Source organism: Frankia sp. R43 (genome assembly GCF_001306465.1).
In the GTDB taxonomy this organism is placed as follows: Bacteria; Actinomycetota; Actinomycetes; order Frankiales; family Frankiaceae; genus Parafrankia; species Parafrankia irregularis.
Genome location: NZ_LFCW01000008.1, coordinates 410,001 through 436,943 on the forward strand (window position 1 = coordinate 410,001; position 26,943 = coordinate 436,943).

At 73.8% G+C, this 26,943-nt stretch carries 19 protein-coding genes; 9 read left to right on the forward strand and 10 right to left on the reverse strand.

Annotation, left to right across the window (positions count from 1 at the left end; translation table 11 throughout):
- Positions 1–814: 814 nt before the first annotated feature.
- Genes ACG83_RS31810 through ACG83_RS31830 form a run of 5 tightly spaced genes read left to right on the forward strand, consistent with a single transcriptional unit; the run spans position 815 to position 9,789 of the window.
- Positions 815–2,818: a hypothetical protein gene (locus ACG83_RS31810; RefSeq protein WP_083473748.1), complete on the forward strand. Its 2,004-nt coding sequence runs from the start codon at positions 815–817 to the stop codon at positions 2,816–2,818.
- A 33-nt stretch (positions 2,819–2,851) separates the two neighbouring features.
- Positions 2,852–3,844 carry a MoxR family ATPase gene (locus ACG83_RS31815; RefSeq protein ID WP_054569936.1) on the forward strand — a complete coding sequence of 331 codons (993 nt, stop codon included), beginning with the start codon at positions 2,852–2,854 and terminating at the stop codon, positions 3,842–3,844.
- Positions 3,831–5,402 carry a DUF58 domain-containing protein gene (locus tag ACG83_RS31820; protein ID WP_152991582.1) on the forward strand — a complete coding sequence of 524 codons (1,572 nt, stop codon included), beginning with the start codon at positions 3,831–3,833 and terminating at the stop codon, positions 5,400–5,402. The genes ACG83_RS31815 and ACG83_RS31820 overlap by 14 nt, the downstream gene beginning before the upstream one ends.
- Positions 5,399–7,948 carry a transglutaminase domain-containing protein gene (locus ACG83_RS31825; protein ID WP_152991583.1) on the forward strand — a complete coding sequence of 850 codons (2,550 nt, stop codon included), beginning with the start codon at positions 5,399–5,401 and terminating at the stop codon, positions 7,946–7,948. The genes ACG83_RS31820 and ACG83_RS31825 overlap by 4 nt, the downstream gene beginning before the upstream one ends.
- The gene (locus tag ACG83_RS31830) at positions 7,945–9,789 is read left to right on the forward strand and encodes a serine/threonine-protein kinase (protein ID WP_054569939.1); all 1,845 of its coding nucleotides are present in this window, start codon (positions 7,945–7,947) and stop codon (positions 9,787–9,789) included. The genes ACG83_RS31825 and ACG83_RS31830 overlap by 4 nt, the downstream gene beginning before the upstream one ends.
- A gap of 29 nt (positions 9,790–9,818) precedes the next feature.
- Here ACG83_RS31830 and ACG83_RS31835 read toward each other — a convergent pair whose 3' ends face one another.
- The 3 genes from ACG83_RS31835 to ACG83_RS31845 all read right to left on the reverse strand — a co-directional run bounded on the left by ACG83_RS31835 (position 9,819) and on the right by ACG83_RS31845 (position 15,062).
- On the reverse strand, positions 9,819–13,616 hold the full coding sequence (locus ACG83_RS31835; protein WP_054569940.1) for a BTAD domain-containing putative transcriptional regulator: 3,798 nt from the start codon (positions 13,614–13,616) through the stop codon (positions 9,819–9,821).
- A 384-nt stretch (positions 13,617–14,000) separates the two neighbouring features.
- Entirely contained in the window at positions 14,001–14,267 is a 267-nt protein-coding gene (locus tag ACG83_RS31840) for a hypothetical protein (RefSeq protein WP_131831277.1), read from the reverse strand.
- 402 nt (positions 14,268–14,669) lie between these two features.
- Positions 14,670–15,062 carry a hypothetical protein gene (locus ACG83_RS31845; protein WP_054569942.1) on the reverse strand — a complete coding sequence of 131 codons (393 nt, stop codon included), beginning with the start codon at positions 15,060–15,062 and terminating at the stop codon, positions 14,670–14,672.
- 626 nt (positions 15,063–15,688) lie between these two features.
- Between ACG83_RS31845 and ACG83_RS31850 the strand changes: the two genes are divergently transcribed.
- Positions 15,689–17,413, forward strand: coding sequence for a hemerythrin domain-containing protein (locus ACG83_RS31850; protein WP_235498315.1), 1,725 nt, complete (start codon positions 15,689–15,691; stop codon positions 17,411–17,413).
- 8 nt (positions 17,414–17,421) lie between these two features.
- Here ACG83_RS31850 and ACG83_RS31855 read toward each other — a convergent pair whose 3' ends face one another.
- The 4 genes from ACG83_RS31855 to ACG83_RS31870 are packed head-to-tail and all read right to left on the reverse strand — an operon-like array spanning position 17,422 to position 20,583.
- Complete coding sequence (locus tag ACG83_RS31855) at positions 17,422–18,471, reverse strand: NAD-dependent epimerase/dehydratase family protein (RefSeq protein ID WP_054570017.1); 1,050 nt, start codon at positions 18,469–18,471, stop codon at positions 17,422–17,424.
- A gap of 38 nt (positions 18,472–18,509) precedes the next feature.
- Positions 18,510–19,226 (reverse strand): methyltransferase domain-containing protein, encoded by a 717-nt coding sequence (locus ACG83_RS31860; protein WP_054569944.1) that lies wholly within the window; start codon positions 19,224–19,226, stop codon positions 18,510–18,512.
- Positions 19,223–19,888: a DUF2064 domain-containing protein gene (locus ACG83_RS31865; RefSeq protein WP_235498316.1), complete on the reverse strand. Its 666-nt coding sequence runs from the start codon at positions 19,886–19,888 to the stop codon at positions 19,223–19,225. The genes ACG83_RS31860 and ACG83_RS31865 overlap by 4 nt, the downstream gene beginning before the upstream one ends.
- Positions 19,885–20,583 carry a glycosyltransferase family 2 protein gene (locus tag ACG83_RS31870; RefSeq protein ID WP_054569945.1) on the reverse strand — a complete coding sequence of 233 codons (699 nt, stop codon included), beginning with the start codon at positions 20,581–20,583 and terminating at the stop codon, positions 19,885–19,887. Before ACG83_RS31870 ends, ACG83_RS31865 begins: the two co-directional genes overlap by 4 nt.
- Positions 20,584–20,724: 141 nt before the next feature.
- On the opposite strand from ACG83_RS31870, the gene ACG83_RS31875 reads away from it, so the two are divergent.
- Positions 20,725–21,489: a response regulator transcription factor gene (locus tag ACG83_RS31875; protein ID WP_054569946.1), complete on the forward strand. Its 765-nt coding sequence runs from the start codon at positions 20,725–20,727 to the stop codon at positions 21,487–21,489.
- On the forward strand, positions 21,486–22,655 hold the full coding sequence (locus ACG83_RS31880; RefSeq protein WP_054569947.1) for a cell wall metabolism sensor histidine kinase WalK: 1,170 nt from the start codon (positions 21,486–21,488) through the stop codon (positions 22,653–22,655). The genes ACG83_RS31875 and ACG83_RS31880 overlap by 4 nt, the downstream gene beginning before the upstream one ends.
- Positions 22,656–22,728: 73 nt before the next feature.
- Here ACG83_RS31880 and ACG83_RS31885 read toward each other — a convergent pair whose 3' ends face one another.
- Together ACG83_RS31885 and ACG83_RS31890 are read right to left on the reverse strand one after the other, a co-directional pair.
- On the reverse strand, positions 22,729–23,181 hold the full coding sequence (locus ACG83_RS31885) for a hypothetical protein (RefSeq protein ID WP_054569948.1): 453 nt from the start codon (positions 23,179–23,181) through the stop codon (positions 22,729–22,731).
- Complete coding sequence (locus ACG83_RS31890) at positions 23,178–24,377, reverse strand: molybdopterin-dependent oxidoreductase (RefSeq protein WP_054570019.1); 1,200 nt, start codon at positions 24,375–24,377, stop codon at positions 23,178–23,180. Before ACG83_RS31890 ends, ACG83_RS31885 begins: the two co-directional genes overlap by 4 nt.
- A 115-nt stretch (positions 24,378–24,492) precedes the next feature.
- On the opposite strand from ACG83_RS31890, the gene ACG83_RS31895 reads away from it, so the two are divergent.
- Positions 24,493–26,169: a glycosyltransferase 87 family protein gene (locus ACG83_RS31895; RefSeq protein WP_054569949.1), complete on the forward strand. Its 1,677-nt coding sequence runs from the start codon at positions 24,493–24,495 to the stop codon at positions 26,167–26,169.
- Here the strand turns inward: ACG83_RS31895 and ACG83_RS31900 are convergent.
- Positions 26,113–26,925, reverse strand: coding sequence for an S-methyl-5'-thioadenosine phosphorylase (locus ACG83_RS31900; RefSeq protein WP_054569950.1), 813 nt, complete (start codon positions 26,923–26,925; stop codon positions 26,113–26,115). The two genes, ACG83_RS31895 and ACG83_RS31900, sit on opposite strands and share 57 nt — an antisense overlap.
- Positions 26,926–26,943 lie beyond the last annotated feature (18 nt).

Genomic DNA, 26,943 nt, shown 5'->3' on the forward strand with positions numbered 1-26,943 from the left:
GCCCTCGTCCACTGCCCTCGTCCTGGCGCGCGCCGCCGACGCCACCTGGGAGGAGGGGCCACTGGCACAGCCGGCCCCGTCGACCAGGTCGCATCGACGCTGCCCGCGCCCTGGATCGGGCGCGGCAGCCAGGGTCCACGACCTGTCTCCGGTCTCGGGCCACGCGCCGCTGACGGAGGACTACTGAGGACTGAGGAGAGCCGGGGACGGCTGTCGGGCTTGCCGGTCGGGCTCCGGTCGCAGGCACTGCGGACGATCGGAGGGGGCGCCCGCGTACACCGACTCAGGCGTCACCTTGGTCAGCGACCTCGCGCGGAGATTCAGCGTTATATGGCGATGAGCGTCACGTCCGGCTCTACACAGGCCACCACCGGTAGCAGGCCGCCACCGGTGGGATGCCGAGCTTCTCCGTACTCGACCTTTCGATCTCGTTACTCACTCCCGACGACCGGGCCCGCAGCCACGCAGCCGATCGACCCAGCGCGGTGCGTCCAACGTGTGACCGCCCGCACCATGGTTGGAGAGGGAATGCCGATGCATGTGAGTGCTGGCATCCGGCGTCGGCCGCGGACTCCGCCGTCGAGCCTCCGAAGGTGACCGCCATGAGAGATCCGCGAGGCCTCCGACCAGGACCATTGCACGAAACGAGGCCAACACGCGACCACACGGGGTCTCCCCATCCACGATCTCTGTCGGTAAGGCGACATCACCGGCCCGATAGGGTGCCATTCGGGTCGGATGCGCTGTCGCTAGCCTCTTCTCCACAGGTGCCGTGAACGGATGAGGCCCGGGCCCGGCACGGGGGTGTGGGGGAATGCGCAGTCTTCGGCGGGGGCGCTCGCTTCGTGCCCTGTCAGCCGCAGTGGCCGCGTCGGTCGTGGCAGTGACGTTGCTCGGCTTTCTTGGAGCGAGCCCGGGCACGGCGGTCGTACAGCTCACCGACGGTGGCTCCTGGCTGTGGAGCACGGCGAAGGGCTGGGTAACCCACATCAACGGTCCCGCCGGCGCACCTGATTTCAATGTGGAGCTGGCAGCTTCCCGGGGCCATCGGGTCGAGCTCACGCAGGACGGCGTTTCCGTGCTGGTCACCGACCTGGAGACGGGCGTGGTGAACCGCATCGACCCGGCGACGATGGAGCTGGTGTCGAGATCGTTCGGGCAGTCCGGGCCGGTGCGGGTGGTGGCGCTGGGCGAGCTCGCCTATGTCATCGAGACCGCTACCGGCACGGTTACCCGGATCGATCCGCGGACGCTCGACATCATCGGTGAGCAGGTCCTGCTCGGCACGCCGGTCACCGGTGCCGGTCTCGACGCCGACGGAGTTCTGTGGGTTGCCCTCGCCAGCCGCGGGGACCTCGTCGCGATCCGGGACGGGCGGGTGACGACGACTGTTTCGGTGGCCGCACCGGGCGCCGGGCTGACGATGACGGTGGCTGCCGGGCGCCCGGTCGCCGTGGATGCCGACAGGCCCGCGCTGGTACCGGTCGCGTCGCAGGGCCTGGGCAGGACCTCGGGCCAGGCGGACGAGGGCCTGGCGGCGGAGCGACCCGTGGCTCTCCCGCCGCCAGCCGGACCGGGCCGCCTGCTGGTCGTCGCACCGGCGGTCGAAGGCCGGGTCGTGCCCGTACTGGTCGCCGGGACCTCGACGGTGCTGCTCATCGACCTGGCGGCGGACGACGGCCGTGGCTCGGTGCGGCCGATCGAGCTGGCCGGTCAGCGGCCGTCCACCGAGCTGGGCGCACCGCTGATCGCGGCGGGACGGGTGTACGTGCCTGACAACGGGTCTGGCCAGGTACTCGTCTATGACCAGGTGGCCGGGCGGTTCGACGAGCCGATCCACCTCTCCGGCGGCCCCGGGATGCTGACGCTTTCCGTTCGCAACGGCACGGTGTGGGTGAACGACGCGGACGGAACGAACGCCGTCGCGGTGGATCCCGACGGCCAGCGCCGCCGCGTCGACAAGTACGCGCCGGAGGCGATGGTGCCCGTGGTCGACGCCAGCGCCAAGGCCCCGCCTCCGCCGGTCACCGTGCCGTCCGCGACACAGCGTCAGCTTCCACCGCCCGAGCGGAGGAGCCAGCCACCAGGTCCCGATTCGCCGGCTGTTCCCGACCAGCAGGCAGCTCCGCGACCAGTGCCGGACCCAACAGGCACGCAGCCGCCGCGACCGCAGCGGCCAGTGACAACACCGCCTGTGCTTCCGCCTCCAGCCAGGACGACGACATCGCTTCCGGCACCTCCGGGCGCGCCGTCGGTGAGCCTCGTCTCCGGGTCAGGCGCGGTCGTCGTCACCGTGATGGCGGGGGCCGGCGATTCCGTGACCCAGTTCACAGTGACGACCAGTGCCGGTGGTACAAGCGTTCTCCCTGGTCCCGGCCCGGCCACGACGACGGTCGAGGCGGCCGGCTGCCAGCAGGTTGTGGCGACTGCCACCGCCACCGGCCCGGGCGGTACATCGGTGGTCTCCGCGTCCTCGCAGGCGCTCAGTTGTGTTCCACCGGGCCCGATCCAGGACGTCCTGCTCACCGGGATCGGGCCCGGTGGCAGTAACCACTCCGTGAACATCAGCTGGGAGCCGCCCGCAGACGCCGGCGGCACAGTCGAATACGTGGTTACGGAGTCGAATTCCTCTGCGGGCAACTCGGCGCCTCGCACCTATACGACGACCACTCGGGTCGTGACCGGCTTCATGGCGCAGCCGGGCTATCGGACAGTTGTCATCACACCCAGGAACGAGGCTGGACTCGGGCCGAGCACGACCATCGACGAGAACAACTTCACCTCATATCCCTACCGCAGTTCATATGTTCCGCCGTGACCAGCCCATCCACAGGGAATCCGGTAGGCGAAGATGAATGGGAGGAACGTGTCCGACAGTCAGGATGAGGGCGCTGGGCGGGAGTTCGCCGCGGCCTTCCAGCGTGTGGTCGACAATGTCGAGCTGGTGGTCCGGGGCAAGACCGAGGTGGTGCGGCAGGCGCTGACCTGCCTGCTTGCCGGCGGCCACCTGCTGGTCGAGGATGTCCCCGGCCTCGGCAAGACGTCCCTGGCGCGGTGTCTGGCGGCCTCGGTGGAGGCGACGTGCCACCGCATCCAGTTCACCCCGGACCTGCTGCCCTCGGACGTCACCGGTGTGACCGTCTACCACCAGGGCAGCGGAGAGTTCCGGTTCCATCAGGGGCCGGTGTTCGCCCATGTCGTGGTCGCCGACGAGGTCAACCGGGCGTCACCGAAGACGCAGTCGGCACTGCTGGAGGTGATGGAGGAGGGACGGGTCACCGTCGACGGCGTGACACATCCGGTGCCGCGGCCGTTTCTCGTCGTCGCGACGCAGAACCCGGTCGACATGGACGGCACCTACCCGCTGCCGGAGGCGCAGCTCGACCGGTTCCTGATGCGGCTGCGGGTCGGTTACCCGAGCCGCGCCGCCGAGGTGGCGATTCTGCGTGACCGCCGCGGTGGCCTGCGCGTCGAGGACCTCCAGCCGGTACTCGGCACCGACGACATTCTCGCGATGACCGCCCAGACGGCCAGCGTCCATGTCGCGGACACCATCCACGAATATGTCGTCGATCTGGTCGCGGCGACCCGGGAGCTGCCGGGGCTGCGGCTCGGGGCGAGCCCGCGGGGCAGCATCGCGCTGCTGCGGGCGGCCCAGGTGCGGGCGGCGGCCACCGGCCGGCGGTTCGTCAGCCCGGAGGACGTCAAGGCGCTCGCCGAGCCGACCCTCGCGCACCGTCTGCTGCTGGCACCGGACGCCGAGCTCCGTGGCTACACGGCTGAGCGTGCCGTCGCCGAGGTCCTGGAAAGCGTCCCGGTGCCCCGAACACTTGCCGGGGTCTGACGCGGTGCCGGGGCCGGGCACCATGCCGAAGGCGGGCACTGCAGCAGGGTCGGGGTCGGAGGCGGGGCCGGGTCCGCGGGCCGGCGGCGGGCCGTTATCGCGGGTACTCGGCCAGGTCACCCGGACGGGTTGGGGTGCTCTCACCGGCGCGCTCGGGTTCGGCGTGGCCGCGGTCGCGCTGCGGGCCCCGGAGATCGGGATGCTGGCGGTCGGCTGCCTCACCGCGTTCGGCGTCGGCGCGGTGTTCATGGCACGCCCGGCCCGCATCGAGGTCGGTATCGAGGTCGCCCCCTCCCGGGTCGCCCGCGGCGAGCCGGCGGTCGCCAGCGTGACGGTCCGCAACGCCGGGCGGCGGGCCAGCTCGTCAGCCCGGCTGGTGGTCCCCTACAGCGACCGGGCTGACGGTGGCGCGCCCCCCGACGGCCCGCCCGCAGGCCGCTCGGCTCACGGCGGTCGGGGCCGCAGCGGTCAGGGTTCGCGAGTCGTGCTGCGTCCGCTGCCGGCGGGCAGCCGCCGAACCATCGCCGTCCCGCTGCCGACGGACCGCCGCGGCGTGCTGCGGATCGGGCCGGTGGGCCTGGTCACCACCGACCCGCTCGGACTGTTCTCCCGGTACGAGTCGCTCGGTGGGCAGGCGCAGCTTCCCGTCCATCCGGCGGCGGTGCCGCTGGCGCCGCTGCCCTCCGCCCGCTCCAGCAGCCCGGACGGTCTGCCGGTGGACAGCCGTGTCGAGGGCGGGGTGACGTTCCACGCGCTGCGCGAGTACACGCCCGGTGACGACCTGCGGCATGTGCACTGGCGCAGCAGCGCCCGGGCCGGAACGCTGCTCGTCCGCCGGCACGTCGACCCGAGTGAGCCCGTCACGACCGTCGTGCTCGACATCCGGCGGCAGGCCTACCCGGACGCCGCTGTGGCCCCCGACGTGGGCGGTGGCGGCACCGCACAGGGGCAGGGGCAGGGGCAGGCAGCACGGGCGTTCGACACCGCGGTCGACGCCGCGGCCTCCGTCGTGCTCGCGTCGACCCGGAGCAGGTTCCCGGTGCGGTTGCACACCACCGGCGGCCTGCGGCTGGACTGCCGGGACCGTCGTGCCGACGGCACCGCGGCGCTCGACGCACTGGCCGGAGCCGCCTGGACGGACGCCACGGGCGCGACGGGCGCCGCTGGGCCGGGCGATCCCCTGGCCGAGGCCGCACGGAGCCGGGGCCGCCGCGGGGTGGGCTCGCTGGTGATCGTCACCGGCCGCCGTGAGATCGGCCAGCTGGCCGTGGCCGGCGCACTGGCCGGCCAGTTCGAGCAGGTCGTGGTGCTGCGAGTCGGCGGTGTGAGCGTGGACGGCGGTGTGAGCGTGGACGGCGGCGTGAGCGTGGACGTGAGTGTGCCGGGCGCACCAGCCGGACCCGGGCCGGACCAGACATCACCCGGCGCGTCCCAGCGGTTCGAGTCGGTCGCCGACGGCCGGCTTCGCGTCCTGGACATCACCGACACGGCGCAGCTGACCTCGGTGTGGCCGAGCGTGGCGGGGGCACAGACCGCCGGCACGAGGCGGTTCTCATGAGCTCCCAGCGCGCAGGCGGCCCAGGTCGTGGAGTGCCGCTCGCCAGCCTCGTCGCGGTGGCGCTCGCGGCGGGCCTCGCCGGTGCCGCGTTCCACCGCGGCTTCCCGGCCTCCGATCTGTTTCCCCCGCTCGTCGTGGCGGCCGTCGTGCCGGTCGTCGTCACCGCGTTGGTCGTCTTCCTCCCCCCGCTGCGCCCGCTCCGCCGCGGGGCCGGCTCCTCGCCACGGCCGCCGCGGCCGCGCCCGGTGTCGGTGTCGGTGGGGGTGTCGGCGCTGATCTGGCTCGCCGTCGTCCGGTTCACCCTGTTCCGGAATGGTTCTCCGCAGGCGGAAGGCGCGCTGCCGGCGGTGTGGGACGGAGTGCTCAACGGGGGCGCCCGCCTGCTCGAGACGACGCTGCCCGTCCAGGGATCGCCCGACCTGCTGGTCGTCCCGCAGGCCCTCACCTGGCTCGCCGCCCTCGCCGGCGCGGAGCTGGTGGCCAGGACCCGGGCGCCGCTCGTCCCGGTGCTGCCGGCGATCGCGGTGTTCGTCGCAGGCGTGCTGCTCACCGTGCCGGGTGCCGGGTCGAATCTCGGCGTCGCGGCCGGTCTGGTGGCCGCCGTGCTGGTACTGGTGATGTGCCGCCGTGCGGAGCTCACCGGCACCGCGGAGCTCACCGGCACCTCGGCCACCCGTGCCAGCACCGGTGCCGGTCGAGGCCGGCGGACGGGCCGGACGCGGGTGACGGCGGCGGTGCCCGCTGTCGCCGTGCTGGTGGTGACCGCGGGAATCGCGCCTCTGGCCGGCCCGCTGCTCGCCGCCGCCGGCCCGGGTGACGGCGAGCGGTACGACGTCCGGGATCTGCGGCAGGTGACGCTCGATCAGCAGGCGGCGCAGAGCCCCCTCGACCACGTCTCGGCCTGGCTCGGGCATCCCGACGACGTGCTGTTCCGGGTCAGCCCGCCGGTCGCGGGCAACATCCGGCTGGCGGTGCTGGATCGCTTCGACGGCCAGCGGTGGACGTCGTCGGCGCGCTACCTGCCGGCGGGTGGCCGGGTACCACCGGGAACCGCCGCGGACGGTGCGCGAAAGCCCGCAGGCGACGTGCCTTCGGTGACGTCGCGGCTGCAGATCGTCGCCCTGGACGGACCGTTCCTGCCGCATCTCGACAGACCGACCGCACTCTCCGGATCCGGCCTGGCCGTTGACGTCCGGGACGGGACGCTGACCGCGGCGGAAGACCACACGGGAGGTGACACGGAAGGCGAGACGGACCCGGCTGACCGCCGTTACACCGTCGTGTCCGTCGCCCCCCGTGAACCGACCCCGGCGGAACTGGCGTCCGCGCAGGTGCCGACCGGCGCGGATGTCAGCGAGACACTGGCTCTCCCACCGGGCCTGCCGAAGGTCGTGCGCGACGCGGCCCGGGCTGCCACCGGCGGGGCGATCACCCCGTTCCAGCAGGCCCGCCAGCTCGAGCAGTATCTGCGGACCCTCGTCTACGATCCGTCCGCTCCGGCCGGGCACACCTACGGACACCTCGCGTACTTCCTCGGCACCAGCCGCGCCGGAACCTCCGAGCAGTTCGCCGCCGCCTACGCCGTGTTCGCCCGGGTCGTCGGGCTGCCCAGCCGGGTGGTCGTCGGGTTCAGCCCGAAGCCGGACCGGGCCGGCGGCGACACCGCCACCGGCGATGTCAGGGCGGGTGATGTCAGGGCGGGTGACGTCCTGGTCTGGCCGGAGATCAGGTTCGAAGGGCTCGGCTGGGTGCCGTTCTACCCGACTCCGGCCGCGGCGACGGACAACCGCGGCCAGGTCGCCACCACGGCCCAGGGCGAGCCGTCGGAGCGCGCGCAGCGGGTCGCGGAGGCCGCCGCGGTGCCGGCGCCACCGACGGCGCCGAACGAGGTGCCCCCGGCCAGGACGGACTCGAACCGGTCCGTGCTCCTCCTCGCCGGCCTGGGCGCCGCCGCACTGCTCGTCATCGCCGCGGTGGGCTACCTCGCCGCCGCGGCGGCGGCGCCGAGACTGCGACGGCGGCGCCGTGCACGGGCGGCGCGCGCCCGGGAGCGAGTTGTCGGTGCCTGGCAGGACACTCTGGACGCGCTCGACCTTGCGGGAGTCCCCGTGCCGGCCTCGGCGACGTCGACCGAGATCGTCACGATGGCCGGGGCCGGAGTCCGGGTCGGGGCCGGCATCGAGACCGGTTCCGCGGTCAGGACCGGCCGGACGGCCCCGGCCGGTTCCGCGGCCGGGATTGGCTCCGATGCCGGGATGGGCTCCGAGGCTCAGGCCGGTTCCGCGGCGATTGCGGACCTCGCGGTGCTCGTGACGGCGGCACTGTTCGCCGGCGGCGAGGTGCATGAGGCCGATGCCGACGCCGCCTGGCGCCACGCCGACCGGGTGCGTGCCGAGCTGCGGGCGTCGACCTCGCGGACCGGGCGCGTCCGCCGGGCGCTGGCACCCGGCCGGCTGGCTCGCCGCCGGTCGGAGCTGTCCCGCCCGCCGGGTTCATCCCACCGGTCGAATGCCGCGCAATCGGGTGAAAGGGGGAGCGGCCGATGACTGGAAGCCGCGGGGAGGGCGCGACCGACCCCTCCCCGGAGCCTGACCCGCCGGGGCAGGGGGCGATCGACGGAGGCCTGTCAGCCACCGGCGGACATGATCCGCTCATCAACGGCTACCGGTCCTTCACACCGATCGGGCAGGGCGGTTTCAGCATCGTCTACACCGCCTACCAGGACAGGTTCGACCGCACCGTGGCCGTCAAGGTCATCAGCTCGGACCTGCGGGACTCCGCGGCGGCACGCCGGTTCACCCGCGAGTGCCGGGTCGTCGGCAAGCTCACCGGGCACCCGAACATCATCACGGTCTTCGAGGCCGGTTCCACGGCCGACCGCCGCCCGTTCATCGCGATGCAGTACCTGCCCGGCGGTTCCGTCGCCGACCTGCTGCGGCGGAACGGGCCGCTCGGTGTCGCCGACACCCTGCGCATCGGGGCCGCCATCGCGGACGCCCTGCAGGCTGCGCACAAGGCGAAGATCCTTCACCGCGATGTGAAACCCGGCAACATCCTGCTGTCCGAACGCGGCGACCCGGTGCTGAGCGACTTCGGGATCGCCAGCCGCGGGTTCGGCGCCGACATGTCGGCCAGCCAGGACGCGTTCACCCCGTCGTTCGCGGCGCCGGAGGTCCTGCGCGGTGACGAGCCCAGCGTCGCCTCCGATCTGTACGGCCTGGGCGCGACGATGTACGCGATGCTGGCCGGAACCCCGCCGTTCGGGGTCCGCCCCGGCGACAACCTGGCCACGATGATGCTGCGGGCACTCACCGAGGAGCTCGCCCCGATCCGTCGAGGCGACGTCCACTCCGATGTCGACGGCCTGCTGCGCGCGCTGCTCGCCCGCGATCCATCGGCGCGGCCGCGTGACGCCGCCACGGCCGCGGACGAGCTGCGCCGGCTGCACGCGCTCGAGGGGCTGACCCGGCGACCCGCCCCGCGCCCTCCCGCCGACCCGCCACCTGCTCCAGCCGATCCATCACCCGGGACCGCACGCCCGGCCCCCGCTCCGGAAGAGGTCGTTCCGCCGAGCACCCTCGGCCCCGGCGACCCCGGCGCCCCCGAACGCTCCGGCACTTCGGACGACGCTCCCCCGGCAGTGCGCTCCGACACGCCCGACCGCGCCGCCGCGGCGTCCGCCCCGCTGTCGGAGCACACGACCGCACCAGGCCCCGCCCCCGCGGCGGTGCCCGCGCGTGTTCCGGCGGATCCGGAGGAAGACGCGGGAGCACCGGCCCACCAACCCGGTCACCAGGCTCATCAGGGTCTGGAGGATCTGAGTGCCGCGGGGCGCGCCGGAGCGCGCCCGCCGGGACCACCCGCCGACGAGGTGTCCGGGCAGCGGGATCCGGACCCGGACGACGACCGCCCGATGTCCGCCTGGCGCCGGTGGATCCGGACCACCGTGCCGGTGGCCGTGGGGCTGGCCGTGGCGATGCTGCTGGTGATCGGGCTGCTCGTGCCGGACGGCAACAGTCCGCCAGGACCCGGGTCGGCGTCCTCGACGCTGACTGCCTCCGGGGCCCCGGACCCAACGGATCCCGGCTCCGCCCGGCCCTCCGGGCTGCGGGCCGTCGACAACGGCACCGTCATCAGGCTGACCTGGACGAACGGATCCGCTCCTGGGGACCTGGTGCTACGAGTGTTCGACCCGGCCACCGCGATCGCCGCTTTCGCCCTGCCCGCCGACGCGACCGTGTACGAGCTGAAGAACGTGGATCCCGAGACGCCGTACTGCTTCACCGTCGGCGCCATTCTGCGAGTGACCAAGGAGCGCGGCGTCGAAGGAGCGTGGTCGGACTTCGCCTGCATCCGAGACGCCACCCCTCCCCCGACCCAGAAGTGAGCCGGCGTGCCAGTCGTCGACAGGCCGGCTCAGGTGCCGGGCGACAGGCGGCGGGCGGCGGCGCGGGCGGCGAAGAGAGGCATGCCGAGGCGTTCGTTGACCGCCTGTGCGGCGTCGAGTGCGCGGCGGGCCCGCTCGTGGTCGCCGAGGATGGCGGCGAGCGTGCCCACGTACAGCTGCCCGGAGCCCATGCAGACGCCGCCCGGGGCGAACACGATCACCGTGTCGGCCCAGGGTTCCACCCGTTCCAACAGTGGCCGGGCCCAGTCGCGGGCGTCGGCTCGGGTGCGGGCATGCCAGCACCACTCGGTCAGCAGGATCAGCGAGACGGTCGCCGGCGGGCCGGAGCCGATCGCGGGCAGCCCCGGGCGCAGCAGCGGCGCCAGGACGTCGAGGGAGGCGTCCGCGTCACCGGCCTGTGCCAGGCCGAGGGCCCGCACGATCAGCCAGCCGGGATGGTCGGTCGGTGCCGGAGCCGCCGCTTCGGGCAGCGCCGCCGCCAGCGCCCCGAGCTCCCAGGCGACCATGCCACCGATCGCCTCGACGGACGCCCGCGCGACCGCGGCGGCCTGGGCGGAGGCGGTGAGCAGCGGGGAGAAGACCGACTCCGCCTGCCGGCGGGCCTCGTCGAGACGTCCCGACATCAGGTCACGCATCGCCGTCCACCAGCAGGCGACGAGGGTGAAGTCGTCGTAGCGCAGCCGGCGGGCGGTGGCGGCGAGCAGCTGGGCCTGCCCGTCCGCCTCGGCGAGCTCACCCAGTTCGAGCAGGGTCAGGGCGCGCAGCTGCGCCACGGTGAGGCGGGCGCCGACGTCACCGGCGGCCAGTGCGCCGAGGCGGTCGAGCACGGCCAGCCGCCGGGCTGCCAGGTCGGGGCGCCACCAGGTCACGAAGCGGGCCAGCAGCACCATCCGCTCCAGGTCGGCCGAGGCGTCCTCGGCCGTCTCGAACACCGCCTGCGCCGCGGTCAGGTGTTGTTCGGCGCGCCGGAGATCGCCGGCGAGCGCGAAGCGTGCCGCGCAGGCTGCCTCGACGGCTCCCGCCGTGGCCGGGGTCAGCCCGGGCAGGCGGCGTGCTTCGAGGAGGCGGGCGAGAACGTCCGGTGCGGTCTCGCCGGCCATCGACCAGTAGCCGGTGACGGGACCGCCCGCGGCTTCGAGCGCGGCCTGGGCCGCGAGATCGGACTCGCCGGCAAGCGTCGCCTCGTCGTAGGTGGTCGCCAGCAGCTCGGCGGACTCGGACAGGCGCCCGGCGCGGTACAGGGCCCGACCGGCAGCCAGGCCCAGCCGCGCCCGCTGCCGGGTCGGTGACAGCTGTGTCGGTGACAGCTGTGTCGGTGGTGGCGTCTGCGGCCGTGAGAACCGCGGCGGTTGTGGACCTGCCGTGGTGGGAGTCCGGTCCAGGCCGCGGCGGGCCCAGCTGACCGCGCCGTCGAAGTCCGCGACGGCGAGGGCCTCCTCGGCCGCGGCGAGAGCGGCGCCCGCGGCCCGCGGATCACCGCCGCGCAGCAGATGGTCCGCGACCGCCTGCACCCCGGCGCTGCCCGCCAGCAGCACGTCGGCGCAGCGTCGATGCCACTCGGCCTGCAGCCGCCGGGTCGTGCGGGCGACCAGGCTCTCCCGGACCAGCGCATGCGCGAACCGCACGACGCCCGGCTCATCGGCGATCAGTCCCGCGCGCACGGCGTTGTCGAACGCCTCGTCGTGGGCGGCGGACGTCGTTCCCGGATCACGACCACCGCGAGACGAACCGCTCGACGCTCCGTCGTCCGCGACCTGAGCGATGACATCCCAGGCGACATCGTCGCCGAGCACGGCGGCCACACGCAGCAGTCCGCGCGCGGGCTCGCCGAGCGCGGCGACCCGAGAGCTGATCACGTCGATGACCCGGTCGGGCAGGTCACGCGCGGGACGCCCGGCGGCGACCAGCCGGGTGAGCTCGGTCATGAAGAACGCGTTGCCGGCGCTGCGCTCGGCCACCACCGCGGCGACCGCGGCGACATCCGCCGCCGCGACCTCCGAGGCTGTGATGTCCGTAGCCGTGGTGGTCCCTGTCGCGACGGATGACCCGGGCCCTTGGGCGGGAATCGCGCCCACCCGCGGCGTGATCGCGGCGACGTATTCGGCGACCGCTGTGGCGGCAAGCGGCCGGAGCCGAAGGTGGTCGCCCGGCAGCCGACCGAGTTCGGCCAGCAACGCCTCCAGGGCATCCGAGGCCCCCGCTGAGTCCGCGGGGGCGGCCGGATCACCGCGATCACCGCCGCTGCCATCACCGGCATCGGCGGTGCCGCCCAGATGCTCGTCGCGGACCGTGACGCTGATCAGCAGGGGCCGGTCGGCGTCGGTGCGGCCCCGGACGAGAGCGGCCAGCACCCGAAGTGACGCCGCGTCAGCCCACTGCAGGTCGTCGACCACGATCTCGGACAGCCCGGCGCCGGCCGCCGGGTCCGGGCGCTGACCGGGGGCCTGCCCGAGGACCTGACCGGCTGCAGGGACGGGCACCGGCTCGGCACCGAGCGCCGCCGCGAGCAGGAGCGCCCACGAACGAACGGATGCCTCCGCCGGCGGTGCCAGCGCCGGGAACAGTGCCCGGCACAGGTCGTACGGGGCGGCGTCGTCGCCTGGAAGGCAGCGCGCCCGGCCGTGCACTGCGCGCGGCGCTGCGCCCCGAACCGGCCCGCCGGCAGCGGGAAGCGTCGCCAGGACCTCCGTGACCAGGCGCGTCTTGCCGACTCCGGCGGGGCCGGACACCACCAGCGCCCGGGCGCCGCCTGCCGGTAGTTCGACGACGGCCCGCGCCCGTTCCAGCTCGGCGGCACGGCCGACGAACGGCGACGTCGCCCGTGTCAGGGCAGCCGGTGGCGCTGCGAGGGCTGGCTGTCGCGCCGACGCCAGCGGCGGAGGCGGGGGCGGAGGCGGAGGCGGAGGCGGAGGCGGAGGCGGCGACAGTACCAGCGACGGCGAAGGTGCAGGCGGTGCCGGCTGCGACCGGGGCGAGGCATCGGTCCGGGCCGAGGGCGCGGACAGTGTGGAGCGGCGTCCAGGCCACCAGCCGGGACGTGCCGCAGCCGGGTCCGCCTGGTGCACGGCGGTCTCGACCGCGCGCAGCGTCGGGCCCGGGTCCAGGCCCAGCTCGTCACGCAGCAGGGCGCGTGCCCGGGCGAGCTCGGACAGTGCCTCGACCTGGCGGTCGGCGCGGTAGAGGGCAAGCGCCCGCATCGCCACCAGGCTCTCCCGGGTCGGCTGGGCGGCGACGAGGGCCGCGAGCTCCCCCAGCAGTCCCCGATGGTCGCCCAGGTCGAGGCGGGCCAGCGCGTGGCGCTCGACGGCGAGCAGCCGCTCCTCCCGCAGCCGGCTGGGCTGCTCGGGAAGGGCGTCGTCAAGCAGGCCTCCGTAGGGCTCGTCGCCGCGCCAGCGCCCCAGGGCTGCCTGCCCGGCCGCGGCGGCCAGCTCCGGATGGCCGTCACGGAGATGCGCCTCGAGCCGCGCCGCGTCGTGGCGGAAGGCGGCGGAGTCCAGCTGGCGGACCGGGTCGGTGAGGATCAGCTGGTAGCCGGTGGCCCTGGTGACCAGCAGACGTGCCTGGGCCGCCGGAACGTCCGGCTCGAGGCGGCGCCGCAGCCGGGAGATCCACCCCTGCAGGGTGGTGGCGGCTGTGGCCGGCGGCTGCCCCGACCACAGCTGGTCGGCCAGCCGGGCCGGTGACAGCGGTGCCTGGCACTGGGCCACCAGCAGCGCGAGCAGGGTGGCGGCCCGCCCCACTCCGATATCAAGATCGCGCCCCTGGACGTCCCACGCCGTCACCGCGCCCAACACCCCGAGACGCATCGGGCCACAATAGGGCGGCCATCGGGCCGTCTGCACCTGACCGCCGGGACAGCCACACGCAACAACCTCGAGCAGGCCCGCACAGTCATCGCCCAACTACGAGAACTGCTGGACGAGCTGGAAAGAGACACCGTCAACAGGACCTGAGGGAACACCCTCCGACTCGAGCGGGACGGTGCCCGCCGCCACCTTGCCGAGCGGCCGATCAGCTCTGTATCCGCAGCCTGGTTCTGATCGCCGACCGGAACCAGGCTGCGGCACGGGGGCGGATCTGCGCGGGTGCTGATGAGGCCCAGCTACCAGACTCTCCCCGCGCGTCTCCTCATGTCGGGCATCACACCCATCGTTGCCAGCAAGCCAACGTCGCGGACCGAATGGTGCCGGCTACCGCACCCACGCTGCGATCACCACCCCGACCGAGGCCAGCAGCACCCCGGCGACCACGAAACCGCCCCGGCCGCCCGCGCGGATCGCCGCGGGCCAGGTGGCGCCGTCGGCGCGGTGCAGGATGCCAGCGATCAGGCCGGCGATGAGGGAGAGGGCGGCAATCAGCAGCCCGACGAGCACGGCCACGAGGCCGGCGGACACGGTCGTGAACATACCTGGGAGGTCGTTCGGGAGATCGGGGCCGCTCTTGTCCACTCCGCGCACGACCGCCCCTCGGGAGTCATCTTCGCCCGTCCCTGGTGCAGGGAATGCAGGGGGTCAGTCTTCAGGAAGCTGGGACAGGGTTCGCCTTCCAGTCGGTACAGGCGTCCGCGGTGATGTGGCGGCAGACGCCGCGCCGCTGGTGGCCGCCGGGGCCGGCGGCGGCCCGGAACGGCTCGGAGTAACGCAAAAAGAACATGTCACGACATCACAGGCTTGCGAGTTCTGACTTTCGCCAGGCATGGCCTCTCGACGTCAGGAGCTCCACGACGGCATGGCCAAGCAGATTTTCGGCACCACCAAAAAATCTCTCGAAACGGGCCCTCGATCCACCGATCGGGAGCTCCCGATCGGTGGATCGAGGATATTTCACCAGCTGTTCACCGGTCGAAGAAACCGGGGTTACTACTCCTTGATGAGAAGCCAGGGGTCGAAGGTGGCGCGGGTGCCATCCATCGTGAGAACCAGCGAGTACTGCTGGTATCCGGTCGTTCCGCGGGCCTCGACGCGGCCTTCCCAGTAGTCGCCGTCAGGGGTGCTGACCAGTTTCGGCACGCAGGTGCCGTCGTTGATGATCTGCCCGGTGAACTCGGCGATCTGCACGTCGCTCGACGGCGACACGGGCACAACGTTCCAGGCGACGAGCTGCCCGTCGCGACAGGCGGTGCTCAGGCCCTCCTGGCCTTCACCGCTGGAACCGAAGTGCTTGTTCGTGTCGACGAGGTAGACATTGTCGCCCAGCGAGCCGGCGAGCGCACCCTCGACGTCGACGACAACGAGAACATTGACCGTCTTCACGGTTCCTCCGCGCAGTGTGGGAATGTGAACGGGAACAAGGTCCGCACGACCATTGCTGAATCTTTGTGTCGCGCCTTGTTTCTTCCAGAGGGAAGGGTAGCACGATGGTGCCGGACATCGGAGGACGTTTTCCGTATCGGGTTGACCGGCATGCGAGATTGACCCGCAGCAGCCGAGGGTCGGTAACGGAATGTGAAAGGGCGCGGGGCGAAAGAGTCGGGACCCGTGAAATTCGCGCCGAGCGTCGACGCTGGTCAGCGGATATTGACCGCCGGAAGGCGGATTCCCGCCCGCCGCTTCCCTCACCCTCGGTCACACCCAACGGCATGTTCGGTGGACGGGCGGGCCGCCGCGCGCGCGAACCTTGATCGTTTAGGGCGGGAACCGTGAGACCGGCAGGATCCGTACAGCCGTTGACGGTAGCGATGATCCCCGTACCAGCGCCTGTACCAGGTGGTCACCAGTGCCGTACCAGGCGCCGTGGCGATGGTCGTCCCATGACCTCCACGGAAATCTCCGCCCCCAGCAGATCTCGCTCACCCCAACCCGGACACTCGGCCGCCCGGACTCGGACCCGGACCGCTGCCGAGCGGCGGCCGCGTCGCGAACTCGTGGTGTTCCTCGCCGTGACCTTCGGGCTGACGGCTCTGAGCACGGCGGTGGCACTGGGCCAGTCCGTCGATGTCCGCCAGATCGGCGACGCCTCCGGCCTCGGGCAGACCGCCATGTACGCGCAGGCGCTCTGGCCGCTGCTCGGCGCGGTGGCAGCCCGACTGGCGGTGCGGCGCCCCCGTCGTCCCGGTGCTTCCGGTGCTCCCGGTACTTCAGGTGCTGGCGCCACCCAGGCTGGTCCTGCCGCCGCCAGCGCAGCCGCCGCCCCCGGCGGTGCCGACGGCGCTGCCGCCCGGGACGGATGGGGGTGGCGGCGGCCGTCCGCGCGGGTTCTGGGCCTGGCCTGGCTCTACGGGGTGAGCTACCCGCTGCTGGCCGGACTCGTGTTGTGGATGACCGGGCTCGGCGGCTTCGACGGTGCCGGGCTCGCCGACACCGTCGCGCTCGGCGGCCTACCCACCGCCGTCGGCGCGGCGCTGGCCGTGGTACTGGGTCTGACCGTGGGCTGCCTGCCCTACGTCCTGCTGGCGATCGGGGAGGAGGTCGGCTGGCGCGGCGTGCTCGTCCCACACCTGGCGGAAGGGAACTCGCCGGCCAGGGTCGTGCTGCTCGGCGGCCTGATCTGGTCGGCGTTCCACCTTCCGATCATCGTCGCCCTGGGCGGGACTCCGGATGGCGTGCCGACGCCGGTCGCCGCCGTCTGCTTCACGGTCGCGCTGACCGCGCTGGGTGCGACGCTGGCCTGGCAGCGGCTGCGCCACGGCCTGTGGCCGGCGGTGGTCACCCATGCCGCGGTGAACGCGACGCTCTACACGGTCGTCGAGCCGGCCACGACGGACCGGGCCCACACCGGCTGGTTCGGAACGGAGACCGGCCTGCTGCTCGCGGTGGCCTCGGTCGTCGCGGCGGTCTGCTGGTCGCGCCGCGCGCCACTGCGCCCCACCGCCGCCGGCACGGTCGTCGCGGACATCGCGAACGCCGTGGACATCGCGAACGCCGCGGACATCGCGAACGCCGCGGACATCACGGCAACCCCGTCGGCCGCCTCGACGCAGGCCACGCCGAAGCAGGCAGCCCCGGCACGGGCCGGCGAGCCCATCGACACCTCGGACATGTTGGTCGTGCATGCCATGTTCCGCCGGCAGTTCGGCCTCCTGCCCGATCTCGTCCGTGCCAGCCGGCCAGGGGTCAGCGGCCAGGCGACAGCGGTCGCGGACCATCTGGACCTGCTGCTGGCCCTGCTGCGCGAGCACCACAGCGGCGAGGACAGGGTGCTGTGGCCCCTGCTGGTCGAACGGGCGCCGACGCTCACGGCGGCGGCGACGCTCGTCCTGGTCGGGCGCCAGCATGACGATGTCGACCAGCTGGCCGACGTGGTCCGCCAGGCAGCGCAGGCCTGGCGCCGCGGCGCCGCCCTGGCGGAGCGAGACCGGCTGGCCGGCCTGCTGGAGGATCTCGGCGTGGCCCTGGAGGACCACCTCGACGCCGAGGAGCGCGAGATCGTCCCGCTGGCGGCCACCCTGCTCACCGCGACCGAGTGGGCGGCGCTCGGCCGGGACGGCTCGTTGAAGCTGTCCCCGCGCCAGCTGCTGCTCTCGCTCGGGATGATCGAGGACGGTGCCGGGCCGCAGGGCCTGGCACGGATCACCTCCGAGCTGCCGTCGGTCGCCCGGCCGCTCGTCGCGGGCCTCGCCCGCCGGGTGCACCGCCGGACCATGCGAACACTGGCCGGAGCCTGACCATGTCCTCACACCCGCAGCGGAGCCCGGGCGAAGTCCGTCAGGCCGTCGGTGAAGCCGACCGTCGGCTGGTAGCCGAGAACATCGCGGGCGAGGCCCGAGGAGGCGGTCACGTGGCGGACGTCGGCCGCCCGGTAGCGGCCGGTGACGACGGGATCAGGGCCGCCGTACGCGCGGGACAGTGCCCAGGCCATCTCACCGACGGTGCGCGGCTCGCCGCTGCCGATGTTGAGCGCCCGCAGCCGCCCGGGCTCGCCGGCCCGCGGGGACAGCGCCAGGGCGGTGGCCCGGGCGACGTCCCCGACGTGCACGAAGTCGCGAAGCTGGGCTCCGTCCTCGTAGACCCGCGGGGCCTCTCCCCGCTCCAGGGCGCTGCGGAAGATCGAGGCGACCCCCGCGTAGGGGGTGTCCCTCGGCATCCGCGGGCCGTAGACGTTGTGGTAGCGCAGAGCGACCACGGATCCGCCGCTGGCGGCCGCCCAGACCGCGGCGAGATGTTCCTGCGCGACCTTGGTGGCGGCGTAGACGCTGCGCGGGTCCAGCGGCGCGTCCTCGTGCACAAGCGTCGGCTCCAGCGGCAGCCCGCAGCCGGGGCAGGCCGGCTCGTAGCGCCCGGCCCGCAGGTCGGCGTCGTCGCGGGGCTCCGGTCTGACCGGGCCATGGGCCTCACATCGGTACGCACCCTCGCCGTAGACGACCATCGAGCTCGCCAGCACCAGCCGGCGCACACCGCGGCGGGCCATCGCGGCGAGCAGCACGGCCGTGCCGAGATCGTTGTGACCGGTGTAGGCGGGCAGGTCATCGAGGTCGACACCGTGCCCGACCATCGCGGCGAGATGGCACACCGCGTCCACACCGTCGAGAGCGGACTCGACGGTGGCCGCGCTGCGGACATCTCCGACGACGAGGTCGGCCGGCAGGTCCTCCCGGCTGGGCCGGGCCCGGTGGACGGCGGGATCCAGCGCGTCCAGCACCCGGACCTGCTCCCCTGCCGCCACCAGCGCCTCGACGAGATGGGACCCGATGAAACCGGCACCGCCGGTGACGAGGATTCGCACGGTGGCGACGCTAGGCGCCCGTGAGGTGCCGCGGCACCTCACGGCTCCTTACAGGACGAGGAAAGACGAGTCGAGGAGAGGAGACGGGCGAAGTGCCGGCCAGCACTCTGCCAGGTCTCCGCCACCTCGAACCCGCTGACGGCGGCGAGGCCGGCGATCCCGTCGACTCCGACGCCGGCCCAGCGCAGCGGGGCGCTCACCAGGCCCGCCACCGCGAGGCGTGTCCAGTAGGAGCCGGTCGGCGCTCCGGGCGGGTCGAGTTCGACCAGCACGGTTCCGTCCGGGGCGAGCAGCAGGGCGATCCGGCGCAGCAGCCGGCCGGGATCGCCGCCGATCCCGATGTTGCCGTCGACGAGCAGCGTCTCGCGCCACCGCCCGGCACCCGGCAGCGGGCCGAAGACGTCGCGGCACAGAGCCGAGGCACCCGACTGCCGCGCCAGCACGACGGCGAAGGGGGCGATGTCGATGCCGAGGACGGTTATCCCGCGGGCGGCGAGGGCGGCCGCGAGGCGTCCGGGACCGCAGCCCACGTCGAGGGCCGGGCCGCGGCAGCGGGAGAGGAGAGACTCGTCGGCGTCCGAGGCCGGGCCCAGCCACCGGTCGACGCGAAGAGCCCGCCACTGCCCGTTCCGCCTTGCCAGCAGCGGGCTGCCCGGCGTGCGCAGCGCGGCGTCGTAGACGGCGCGCGGCGACGGGACGCCCACCGCCGCGGCCCGGGCGGCCCCGGTGCCCGGGCTGTCGGTGTCAGGCCTCATCGCGGCTGCGTCAGACGCGTCTCGCCCACGCCCCGGAAGGAGCGGGCCAGGGCGGCAAACCTTCCGCCCGGTGCCTGGTCCGCGACCGGCTCGACGTCGGCGGCCGTGTCGACGTCCCGCAGCATGGGCAGGTCCGCCACCCTCAGATCGGCCGCCTCGAGCCGGGCGTGCTGCACGGCGCCGGTGTCGGGGCGTGAGGTCTCGACCCCGCGAACCAGGGCGCCGTCGGCCGAGCGCAGGCCGAGCGCCCACCAGCCGCCGTCGAGCGCCGCGCCGAGAACCGCGTCCGTCCGTCGCAGCGCCCGGCAGGCCTCGACCAGGGTGTGGACGCCAACCTGGGGGGTGTCCATCCCGATCAGCAGGGCCGGTTCGCCGCGGACGGCGTCGAAGGCGGCGGCGAGCCGCTCGTCGAACGGCCCGCTCGCCTGGGCGACGACCGGCACACCCGCAGGCAGCCAGTCACCGGGTGCTCCGTCGAGCACCACCAGGGGCCGCACGGGCCAGGCGAGGTCGCGGCTCGCACAGGCGGACACGACGGTGTCCAGGGTGTCGGCAAGCGCGGCCGCCGCCAATGCCGATGCCTGTTCGGGCCGGTAGGGCGGCGTCAGCCGGGTCTTCACCCGGCCCGGCCGCGGCTGCTTGGCGATGACGATCAGTCTCACGGCATGCTCCGCAGCACGGCCGACATGTCCCGCACCGCGCGGGCGGTGCCCAGGGCGGTCCCGGTGACCTTCGACCGGCCCCGGCGGGGCAGGTAGGCGACGTCGACCTCGGCGATACGCCAGTCGGCCGCCGCGGCTCGGGCGAGCAGTTCCAGCGGGTAGCCGAATCGGCGGTCGACCACGCCCAGCGCCAGCAGTGCCTCCCGGCGGGCGGCGCGCATCGGGCCGATGTCGCGGACCGGTACTCCGCCGCGCCGGCGGAGCTGGTGGGCGACGATCGCGTTGCCGGTTCGTGCGTGCAGCGGCCATACCTCGCGGCGCACCGCCCGGCGCCGGCCGACGACGAGATCCGCCTCGCCGGCGGCGACCGGCGCGACCAGCCGCGGTAGTTCTGTCGGGTCGAGCGAGGCGTCCGCGTCGCAGACGCAGACGACGGGGGCGCGGGCGGCGAGCAGGCCGGCGTGCACGGCCGCCCCATAGCCCCGCACCGGCACGTCCACGACCTGCGCGCCCAACGCCCGCGCCAGCTCGGCGGAGCCGTCGGTGGAGCCGTTGTCCGCGACGATCGCCCGGTAGCCGACCGGGATCCGCTCCAGCACCCAGGGCAGGGCGGCGGCCTCGTCCAGGCATGGCAGCACGACGTCCACCGGGTGGACGGCGCCGGAAATCGTCGGCGACTGACGTTCAGTGACCATGCTCGGCAGGCTAGTAACGGAACGCGACGCTGATTCTTACAGAACGCAGAAGGCGCCGACGGCGACGCCTGGTTGTTACGAAGCACGGAAGACGCTCCGTCGGCACGCGGCAGAAGCCACCCGGCCGTCTACTGTTGGCCGATGGCCCGGGTGCTGCTCGTCGATGATGACCCGACCGTGGCGGACGTCGTCGACCGCTACCTCTCCCACGCCGGTTTCCAGGTGGACAGGGCCGGTGACGGCAACGCGGCGTTGGCGCTCGCCGCCGAGCGCCGTCCCGATCTCGTCGTCCTGGACCTGATGCTGCCTGGCGTGGGCGGGCTGCAGGTGTGCCGCCAGTTGCGGGAACGAAGCTCCGTGCCGATCGTGATGCTGACGGCCCTCGGTGAGGAGTCCGACCGGGTCACCGGGCTGGAGACGGGTGCCGACGACTACATCACCAAGCCCTTCTCCCCTCGTGAGCTGGTCCTGCGGGTCCAGTCGGTGCTGCGCCGGACGCTGGCGCCACCGCCGGCCGGCCGCGGCGTGCTGAGAGCCGGCTCCCTGGTCGTCGACGTCGCCGCCCGGGTGGCGACCCGCGACGGCGGGTCCCTCGCGCTGACCGTGCGCGAGTTCGACCTGCTCGCGTTCCTGATGGCGCATCCGGGTGAGGCGTTCTCCCGCGTGACGCTGCTGGAGCGGGTGTGGGGCTGGACCTACGGCGACGCCTCGACCGTGACCGTCCACATCCGCCGGCTGCGCGAGAAGGTCGAGGCCGACCCGACGAGCCCGGCGCTGCTGCTGACGGTCTGGGGCATCGGGTACCGGTTCGACGCCGGCGTCGAGACCGGGGCCGGTTTCGGGGCCGAGACCGGGGCTGGAGCCCGGGCTGGTCTCGGTCTCGGCACGGGCGTGGCCCCGTCATGACGGACCTGCTGCACATCGTCGGGATCGCGCTGGCCTGCTCGCTGATCGCCCCGCTGCTCGTCGCTCCGTTGCTGCGCTGGCTGCGGCGCGCCTCGATCCGCGTCTGGGGCGCGGTGCTCGTCCTCGCCGGGGTCGTCGCCATGGCGGCCGGCGTCGCCGGAACGGCCCAGGCGATGTTCCTGTCCGACCACGACCTCGATGTGGTTCTCGTCGTGCTGGCGGTGTCCGCCGTGGCCGCGACCACGACGACGCTCTGGCTCGGCCGCCCGCTCGCCCGGGCGTCCATCATGGTCACCCAGGCGGCCGGGCACCTGGGCGAACCCACCTACGATCCGGTCCGCCGGCCGCCGCCGACAGCCGAGCTGGCGGCGATCACCCGGGCTCTCGACGAGTCGCACCGGCGGCTGGTGGCCGCCCGGGAACGGGAGCGGGCGCTGGAAGCGAGCCGCCGGGAACTGGTCTCCTGGGTCAGCCACGACCTGCGGACGCCGATCGCCGGCATCCGTGCGACCGCCGAGGCTCTCGACGACGGGGTGGTCACCGACGCCGCCACCGTCGCCCGCTACCACCGGGCCATGGTGCGCAGCTCGGAACGGCTGTCCAGCCTCGTCGACGACCTGTTCGAGCTGTCGAGGCTGCATGCCGGCTCGTTGGAGCTCACGTTGGAGACGGTGGCGCTGCGCGACGTCGTGTCGGACGCGGTGGCCGCGGCGGACCCGCTCGCCCGGGCGAAGGGCGTGCTCCTGCGCGGCGAGGCCGACGACACCGCGAAGGTCGACGTCGACGTCGCCGAGGTCGGCCGGGTGCTGGGCAACCTGCTGGCCAACGCGATCCGGCACACCCCCAGCGACGGAACGGTCGCGGTGACGGCGAACGTGTCGGCGGCACATGCCGTGGTGTCCGTCGCGGACACCTGCGGCGGTATTCCCGAGGCGGACATCGACCGGATCTTCGAGACCGGTTTCCGCGGCGAGCCCGCGCGCACACCCAGCACAGCTGGCTCGGGCGACGACAGCCCGCCCGCGGCCACCGCCCCCGAGGGAAGCCAGTCGGGACTCGGCCTGGCGATCGTGCGCGGCATCGTCGAGGCCCACGGTGGCGGTGTGACGGTCCACAACGTCGACGGTGGCTGCCGGTTCGTCGTCGAGCTCCCGCTCGCCGCCTGAGATCCGCACCGCGCGCCGGACGGCGACCACCAGCCGCCTCCCACCGACCGCCCGCTACCCGCCACACCGCCCGCTACCCGTCAACCACCCGCTGCCTGCGCGGGGTGCGACGTCGCGCTGCCCGGGTGGCCATGATGACGACGGCGCCGGCCCACACCGCCCCGAGCACGAGGGCGAGGTTGCGCCGGTAGGGCAGCGGATTCGTGGTCGGGTTCCCGGGCGTGCCCCCGTAGCCGAGCCACAGCGGCAGGCACATCAGCGCCACCGAGGCCGAGATGATCAGAGCGCCCTGCACCACGGCCCGGTACGGCGCCGGGACGAACCGGCTGAGGGCGAACCCGACAAGCGCGGTCGCCGGCACCAGCACGAGATCGTGCACGATGACCCCACCCGCCAGCCACGACAGCGAGTTCGGCGGGTTGGTCGGTCGCGGATGGGTGAACAGGCCGGCGAGCCCGTAGCCGAGCGCCGCGAGGCCGGCGGCGACGAGCACGGCCCGCACGACCCGCGGATGGTTGCCGGTCACACCATCACCACCCGGTGCACCCACTTGGTCTGCAGGACACCCGGCCGGTTCGGCGCGATCAGCCGGGCCGGGTAGCCGTGCTCGATGTCGAGGAGAGCCCCGTCCAGCCGGGTCGCGAGCAGGGTCAGCGGATCGCGGGCGTGCGGCGGGGCGACCTCGCTTGTGCGGTAACCGCCACGGGCCTCCAGCGACTCCGCCCGGACGGTCGCCTCGGCCGGGATGCCGGCCCGGTCCAGCAGATCGCGCAGCCGCACCCCGGTCCAGGTGGCGTCGGCCGACCAGCCCTCGACACAGGTGATCGGCAGCCGGGACGTCGCGCGGCCCAGGTCGTGCAGCTCGGTCAGGGTCAGGGTGAACGGGCGCGGGCCGACGACCTCGAGTCGGTAGCCGGCGTCCCGGGCCACCCGCAGGACCCCGGCCGCGGCGGCGGTGCGGTTCACCGGCAGTCCCTGCGGCCCGAGGTTCGGCTGGCGCGGCGTGAGCAGCGCGGTGTCGGCGAGTCCGGGCACGAACTGGCCCGCCGTCGACACCGTGATCACACCGGCGGCGGTGCCGACCGCGATGCCGAAGCCGCGCCGGGACAGTCCGCCGCCCGGCGGCTCGGGCACGCTGACCCGCTCGGTCAGCTGCGACCGGTCGGCCCTGCGACGTCCCACGTTCGCCCGGACGACGGCCAGCTTGGCGGCCACGTGCACCACCAGCGCGCCGATGGTGACCCAGGCGACCCAGTAGTGGGTGACCGTGAAGAAGAACCGGAACCGGTACCACTGGGCGATGTTGGCGATCCCGGTCGCGAGCTGGAACAGCGCCCCGGCGATCAGCGGGAGGATCGAGATCCGCTCCAGTGCGTGCCCGACCGTCCGCACCGGCGGCCACTCCCACAGCCGGGGGTAGACCGTCCACAGCTTCGCCAGCAGCAGCGGCACGCAGGCGAGCCCGGTCGCCACGTGAACGCCCTGGGTGAGCCGGTAGAACCACACCGGCCTGGACGGCCAGGCCCACCAGCCCGGCGGATGCTGCATGAAATGCGACACGAGTCCGGTCAGGAACGCCGTGGCGAAGGCGGCTCCCAGCCAGAGCCCCAGCAGCGACGCGACCCGTGGGTCGTGCAGGCGGCTGGAGAAGGCGTCAGCACGCAGCGGACCGCGCCGCAGCCGACCGGGTGGCGGCGCGACGACGCGGTCGAGCAGTTTCATGCCCGCAACGTAGGCAGCGCGGGGCCCGTGATGGCCGGCCCGGCGCATTACGGTCCGCGGAAGCGTCCGCCTGGCAGGGTGCCATTCCCGGCGGGCGCCGTCAGGCTGTCGCGTCATGGTGATCCGTCCGCCTTCCGGGGCGCCCACGCCGACGAGCCCCGCCCGACCGACCTCCGATCGGCGGACCGCGCCGGGAGCCAGCGGTCGTCGACGGGCTCTCGTCGCCGCCGCCGGGGCCCTCGCCGGGGTCCTCGGTCTGGAGTTCGCGGTCATCGCGCAGCCGGGCCCGCTGCCCGGCCCGCCGGCGGTGCTCTACCTGGTGCTCGGCTGGTGGGCGGTGGCCGCGCTCGGGACGTGGCTGTTGATCCGCGCGGGCTCGCGGCGGGCCACGGTCTGGCTGCTGCTGACAGGAGCCGTCGCGGTGCACGTGCTCGCGATCGGCACGGGCCCCCGGATGAGCGACGACCTCTACCGCTACCTCTGGGATGGCCGCGTCCAGGCAGCCGGCATCGACCCGTACCGCTACCCGACCAGCTCCCCCGAGCTGGCACAGCTGCGCGACGGCTGGCTCTGGCCGGACGACGCCGGCTGCGCCGCACGTGACCGCGGCCCGGGCTGCACGAGGATCAACTATCCGCAGGCGCACACGATCTACCCGCCCGTCGCGCAGGCGTACTTCACCGCCGTGCACTTCCTGCCGGGGCCGCCGCGGGAGAACAAGGTCCAGCTCTACGCGGCGCTGACCTCGTTGGCGCTGACCGGCCTGCTGGCCTCGGTCCTCGCCGCGCGCGGGCAGCCGATCGGGTACGCCGCCGCCTACGCGTGGGCGCCCGCCGCCGGCCTCGACGCGGGCATGGACGCCCATGTCGACGTGCTGGCGGCGCTGTTCACCGTCGGGGCCTGCGCGTTGCTGACCCGACGTGAGCCCGCGCCAGGCCGCGACGAACCCGGACCCGACCGGCGCGGCCGGGGGTGCCGGTCGGGTCGGTGGGGCCGGTGGGACTGGTCGGGCCGGGGCGGCCGGCCAGCCGGGCCGGGCGGGCTGCGGTCGCGCCCGTCCACCAGGGTCGCGGTCGCGGCCGGTGCCCTGCTCGGGGCCGCCGTCGCGGTGAAGCTCTATCCGGCGTTGCTGCTGGTCGCCGCCGCCCGCCGCCGGGTCCTGGCGGTCGTGGGCACCGCCGCGGCCGTCGTCGCGCTGTCGTACCTGCCGCACGTGGCCGCCGTCGGCCCGGACGTGGTCGGCTTCCTGCCGAAGTATCTCTCCGTCGAGGGCTACCAGGACGGCCACCGGTTCCTGCTGCTCGGGCTGCTGGGCTTTTCCGGGACGTCCGCCAAGCTCGCCGCAGGTGTCGTCCTGGCCGGGGTCGCGGTGGCGGTCTGGCGCGCCGATCCGGCCAGGATCAGCACGGAGCTCGGCGCGCTCCGGCTGCTGGGGGCGGCATTCCTGCTCGCCACTCCGGCCCAGCCCTGGTACGGGATACCGCTGGTGGCGCTCGCCGTGCTCGCTCGGCGCCCCGAGTGGCTGGCCGTCGCCGCGGCGCCCTACGTCCTGTACATGGCGCTGTTCACCGAGCATCTCGCGTTCGATGATCGGATCACCCGCCCCGGCGGTTACGCCGTCGGTGCCGTCATCGTCATCGTCGCCGCCGTGGTCCGGGTCGCGGTTGGTTCCGGGAACGCGGCCAGGAGCAGCTCCGCCTGGGCCACGGAGGACCAGAGCGGGCAGGGGCGCGGATCAGGGAAGGTCGAAGGGGAGCGTCATCCCGTCCAGCGCGGCCGGGCAGGGGCATGACCGCGCGGACGGCACCGGCAGGGTCGGAACGACCCGGCACACCAGGTCACGCAGCGATTCGATGTTGCGCGCGAACACCTCGAAGACCTCGGCCTGGCTGACGGCCGAGGCCGCGTCCACGCCTGCGTCATAGTCCGTCACCAGCGCAAGCGCCGTGTAGCAGATCGCGAGCTCCCGGGCCAGGACAGCCTCCGGATGACCGGTCATGTTGACCAGCGACCAGCCCTGCCCGGCGAACCAGCGGGATTCGGCCCGGGTGGAGAAGCGCGGCCCCTGCACCACGACCATCGTCGCGCCGTCGACCGGAGCCTGGCCGGCCTCGGCCCCGGCCTTCAGCACCGCCGCACGCCCGGCCGGACAGTACGGGTCGGCGAACTGAACATGCGCCGCACCGGAGTCGTAGTAGGTCTGCGCACGCCCCGACGTCCGGTCCACCAGCTGGTCCGGCACGACGACCGCGCCGGGCCCGAGCTCGGGGCGCAGGCTCCCCACCGCGACCGGGGCGATCACCTGCCGGACTCCGAGGCTGCGCAGCGCCCACATGTTCGCCCGGTAGTTGACCTCGTGCGCCGGCAGGCGATGACCCCCGCCGTGCCGGGGCAGGAACGCCACGGCCCGACCACCGATCTCACCGACCGCGACCGCGTCGCTGGGATCTCCGTACGGTGTGGTCACGGCGACGTCCGTCATCCCGTCGAGCAGCGAGTAGAAGCCGCTCCCGCCGATCACACCGATCTCCGCCCCGGTCACGCCCATCTCCCGTCGTCCGCAGAC

Bases quoted from the DNA above. Each gene is read 5' to 3' on its own strand.
- ACG83_RS31900 (WP_054569950.1), bottom strand. From the start codon at position 26,925: ATGGGCGTGACCGGGGCGGAGATCGGTGTGATCGGCGGGAGCGGCTTC.
- ACG83_RS31880 (WP_054569947.1), top strand. From the start codon at position 21,486: ATGACGGACCTGCTGCACATCGTCGGGATCGCGCTGGCCTGCTCGCTG.
- ACG83_RS31860 (WP_054569944.1), bottom strand. From the start codon at position 19,226: ATGAGGCCTGACACCGACAGCCCGGGCACCGGGGCCGCCCGGGCCGCG.
- ACG83_RS31895 (WP_054569949.1), top strand. From the start codon at position 24,493: ATGGTGATCCGTCCGCCTTCCGGGGCGCCCACGCCGACGAGCCCCGCC.
- ACG83_RS31825 (WP_152991583.1), top strand. From the start codon at position 5,399: ATGAGCTCCCAGCGCGCAGGCGGCCCAGGTCGTGGAGTGCCGCTCGCC.
- ACG83_RS31830 (WP_054569939.1), top strand. From the start codon at position 7,945: ATGACTGGAAGCCGCGGGGAGGGCGCGACCGACCCCTCCCCGGAGCCT.
- ACG83_RS31815 (WP_054569936.1), top strand. From the start codon at position 2,852: ATGAATGGGAGGAACGTGTCCGACAGTCAGGATGAGGGCGCTGGGCGG.
- ACG83_RS31810 (WP_083473748.1), top strand. From the start codon at position 815: ATGCGCAGTCTTCGGCGGGGGCGCTCGCTTCGTGCCCTGTCAGCCGCA.
- ACG83_RS31875 (WP_054569946.1), top strand. From the start codon at position 20,725: ATGGCCCGGGTGCTGCTCGTCGATGATGACCCGACCGTGGCGGACGTC.
- ACG83_RS31870 (WP_054569945.1), bottom strand. From the start codon at position 20,583: ATGGTCACTGAACGTCAGTCGCCGACGATTTCCGGCGCCGTCCACCCG.
- ACG83_RS31890 (WP_054570019.1), bottom strand. From the start codon at position 24,377: ATGAAACTGCTCGACCGCGTCGTCGCGCCGCCACCCGGTCGGCTGCGG.
- ACG83_RS31835 (WP_054569940.1), bottom strand. From the start codon at position 13,616: ATGCGTCTCGGGGTGTTGGGCGCGGTGACGGCGTGGGACGTCCAGGGG.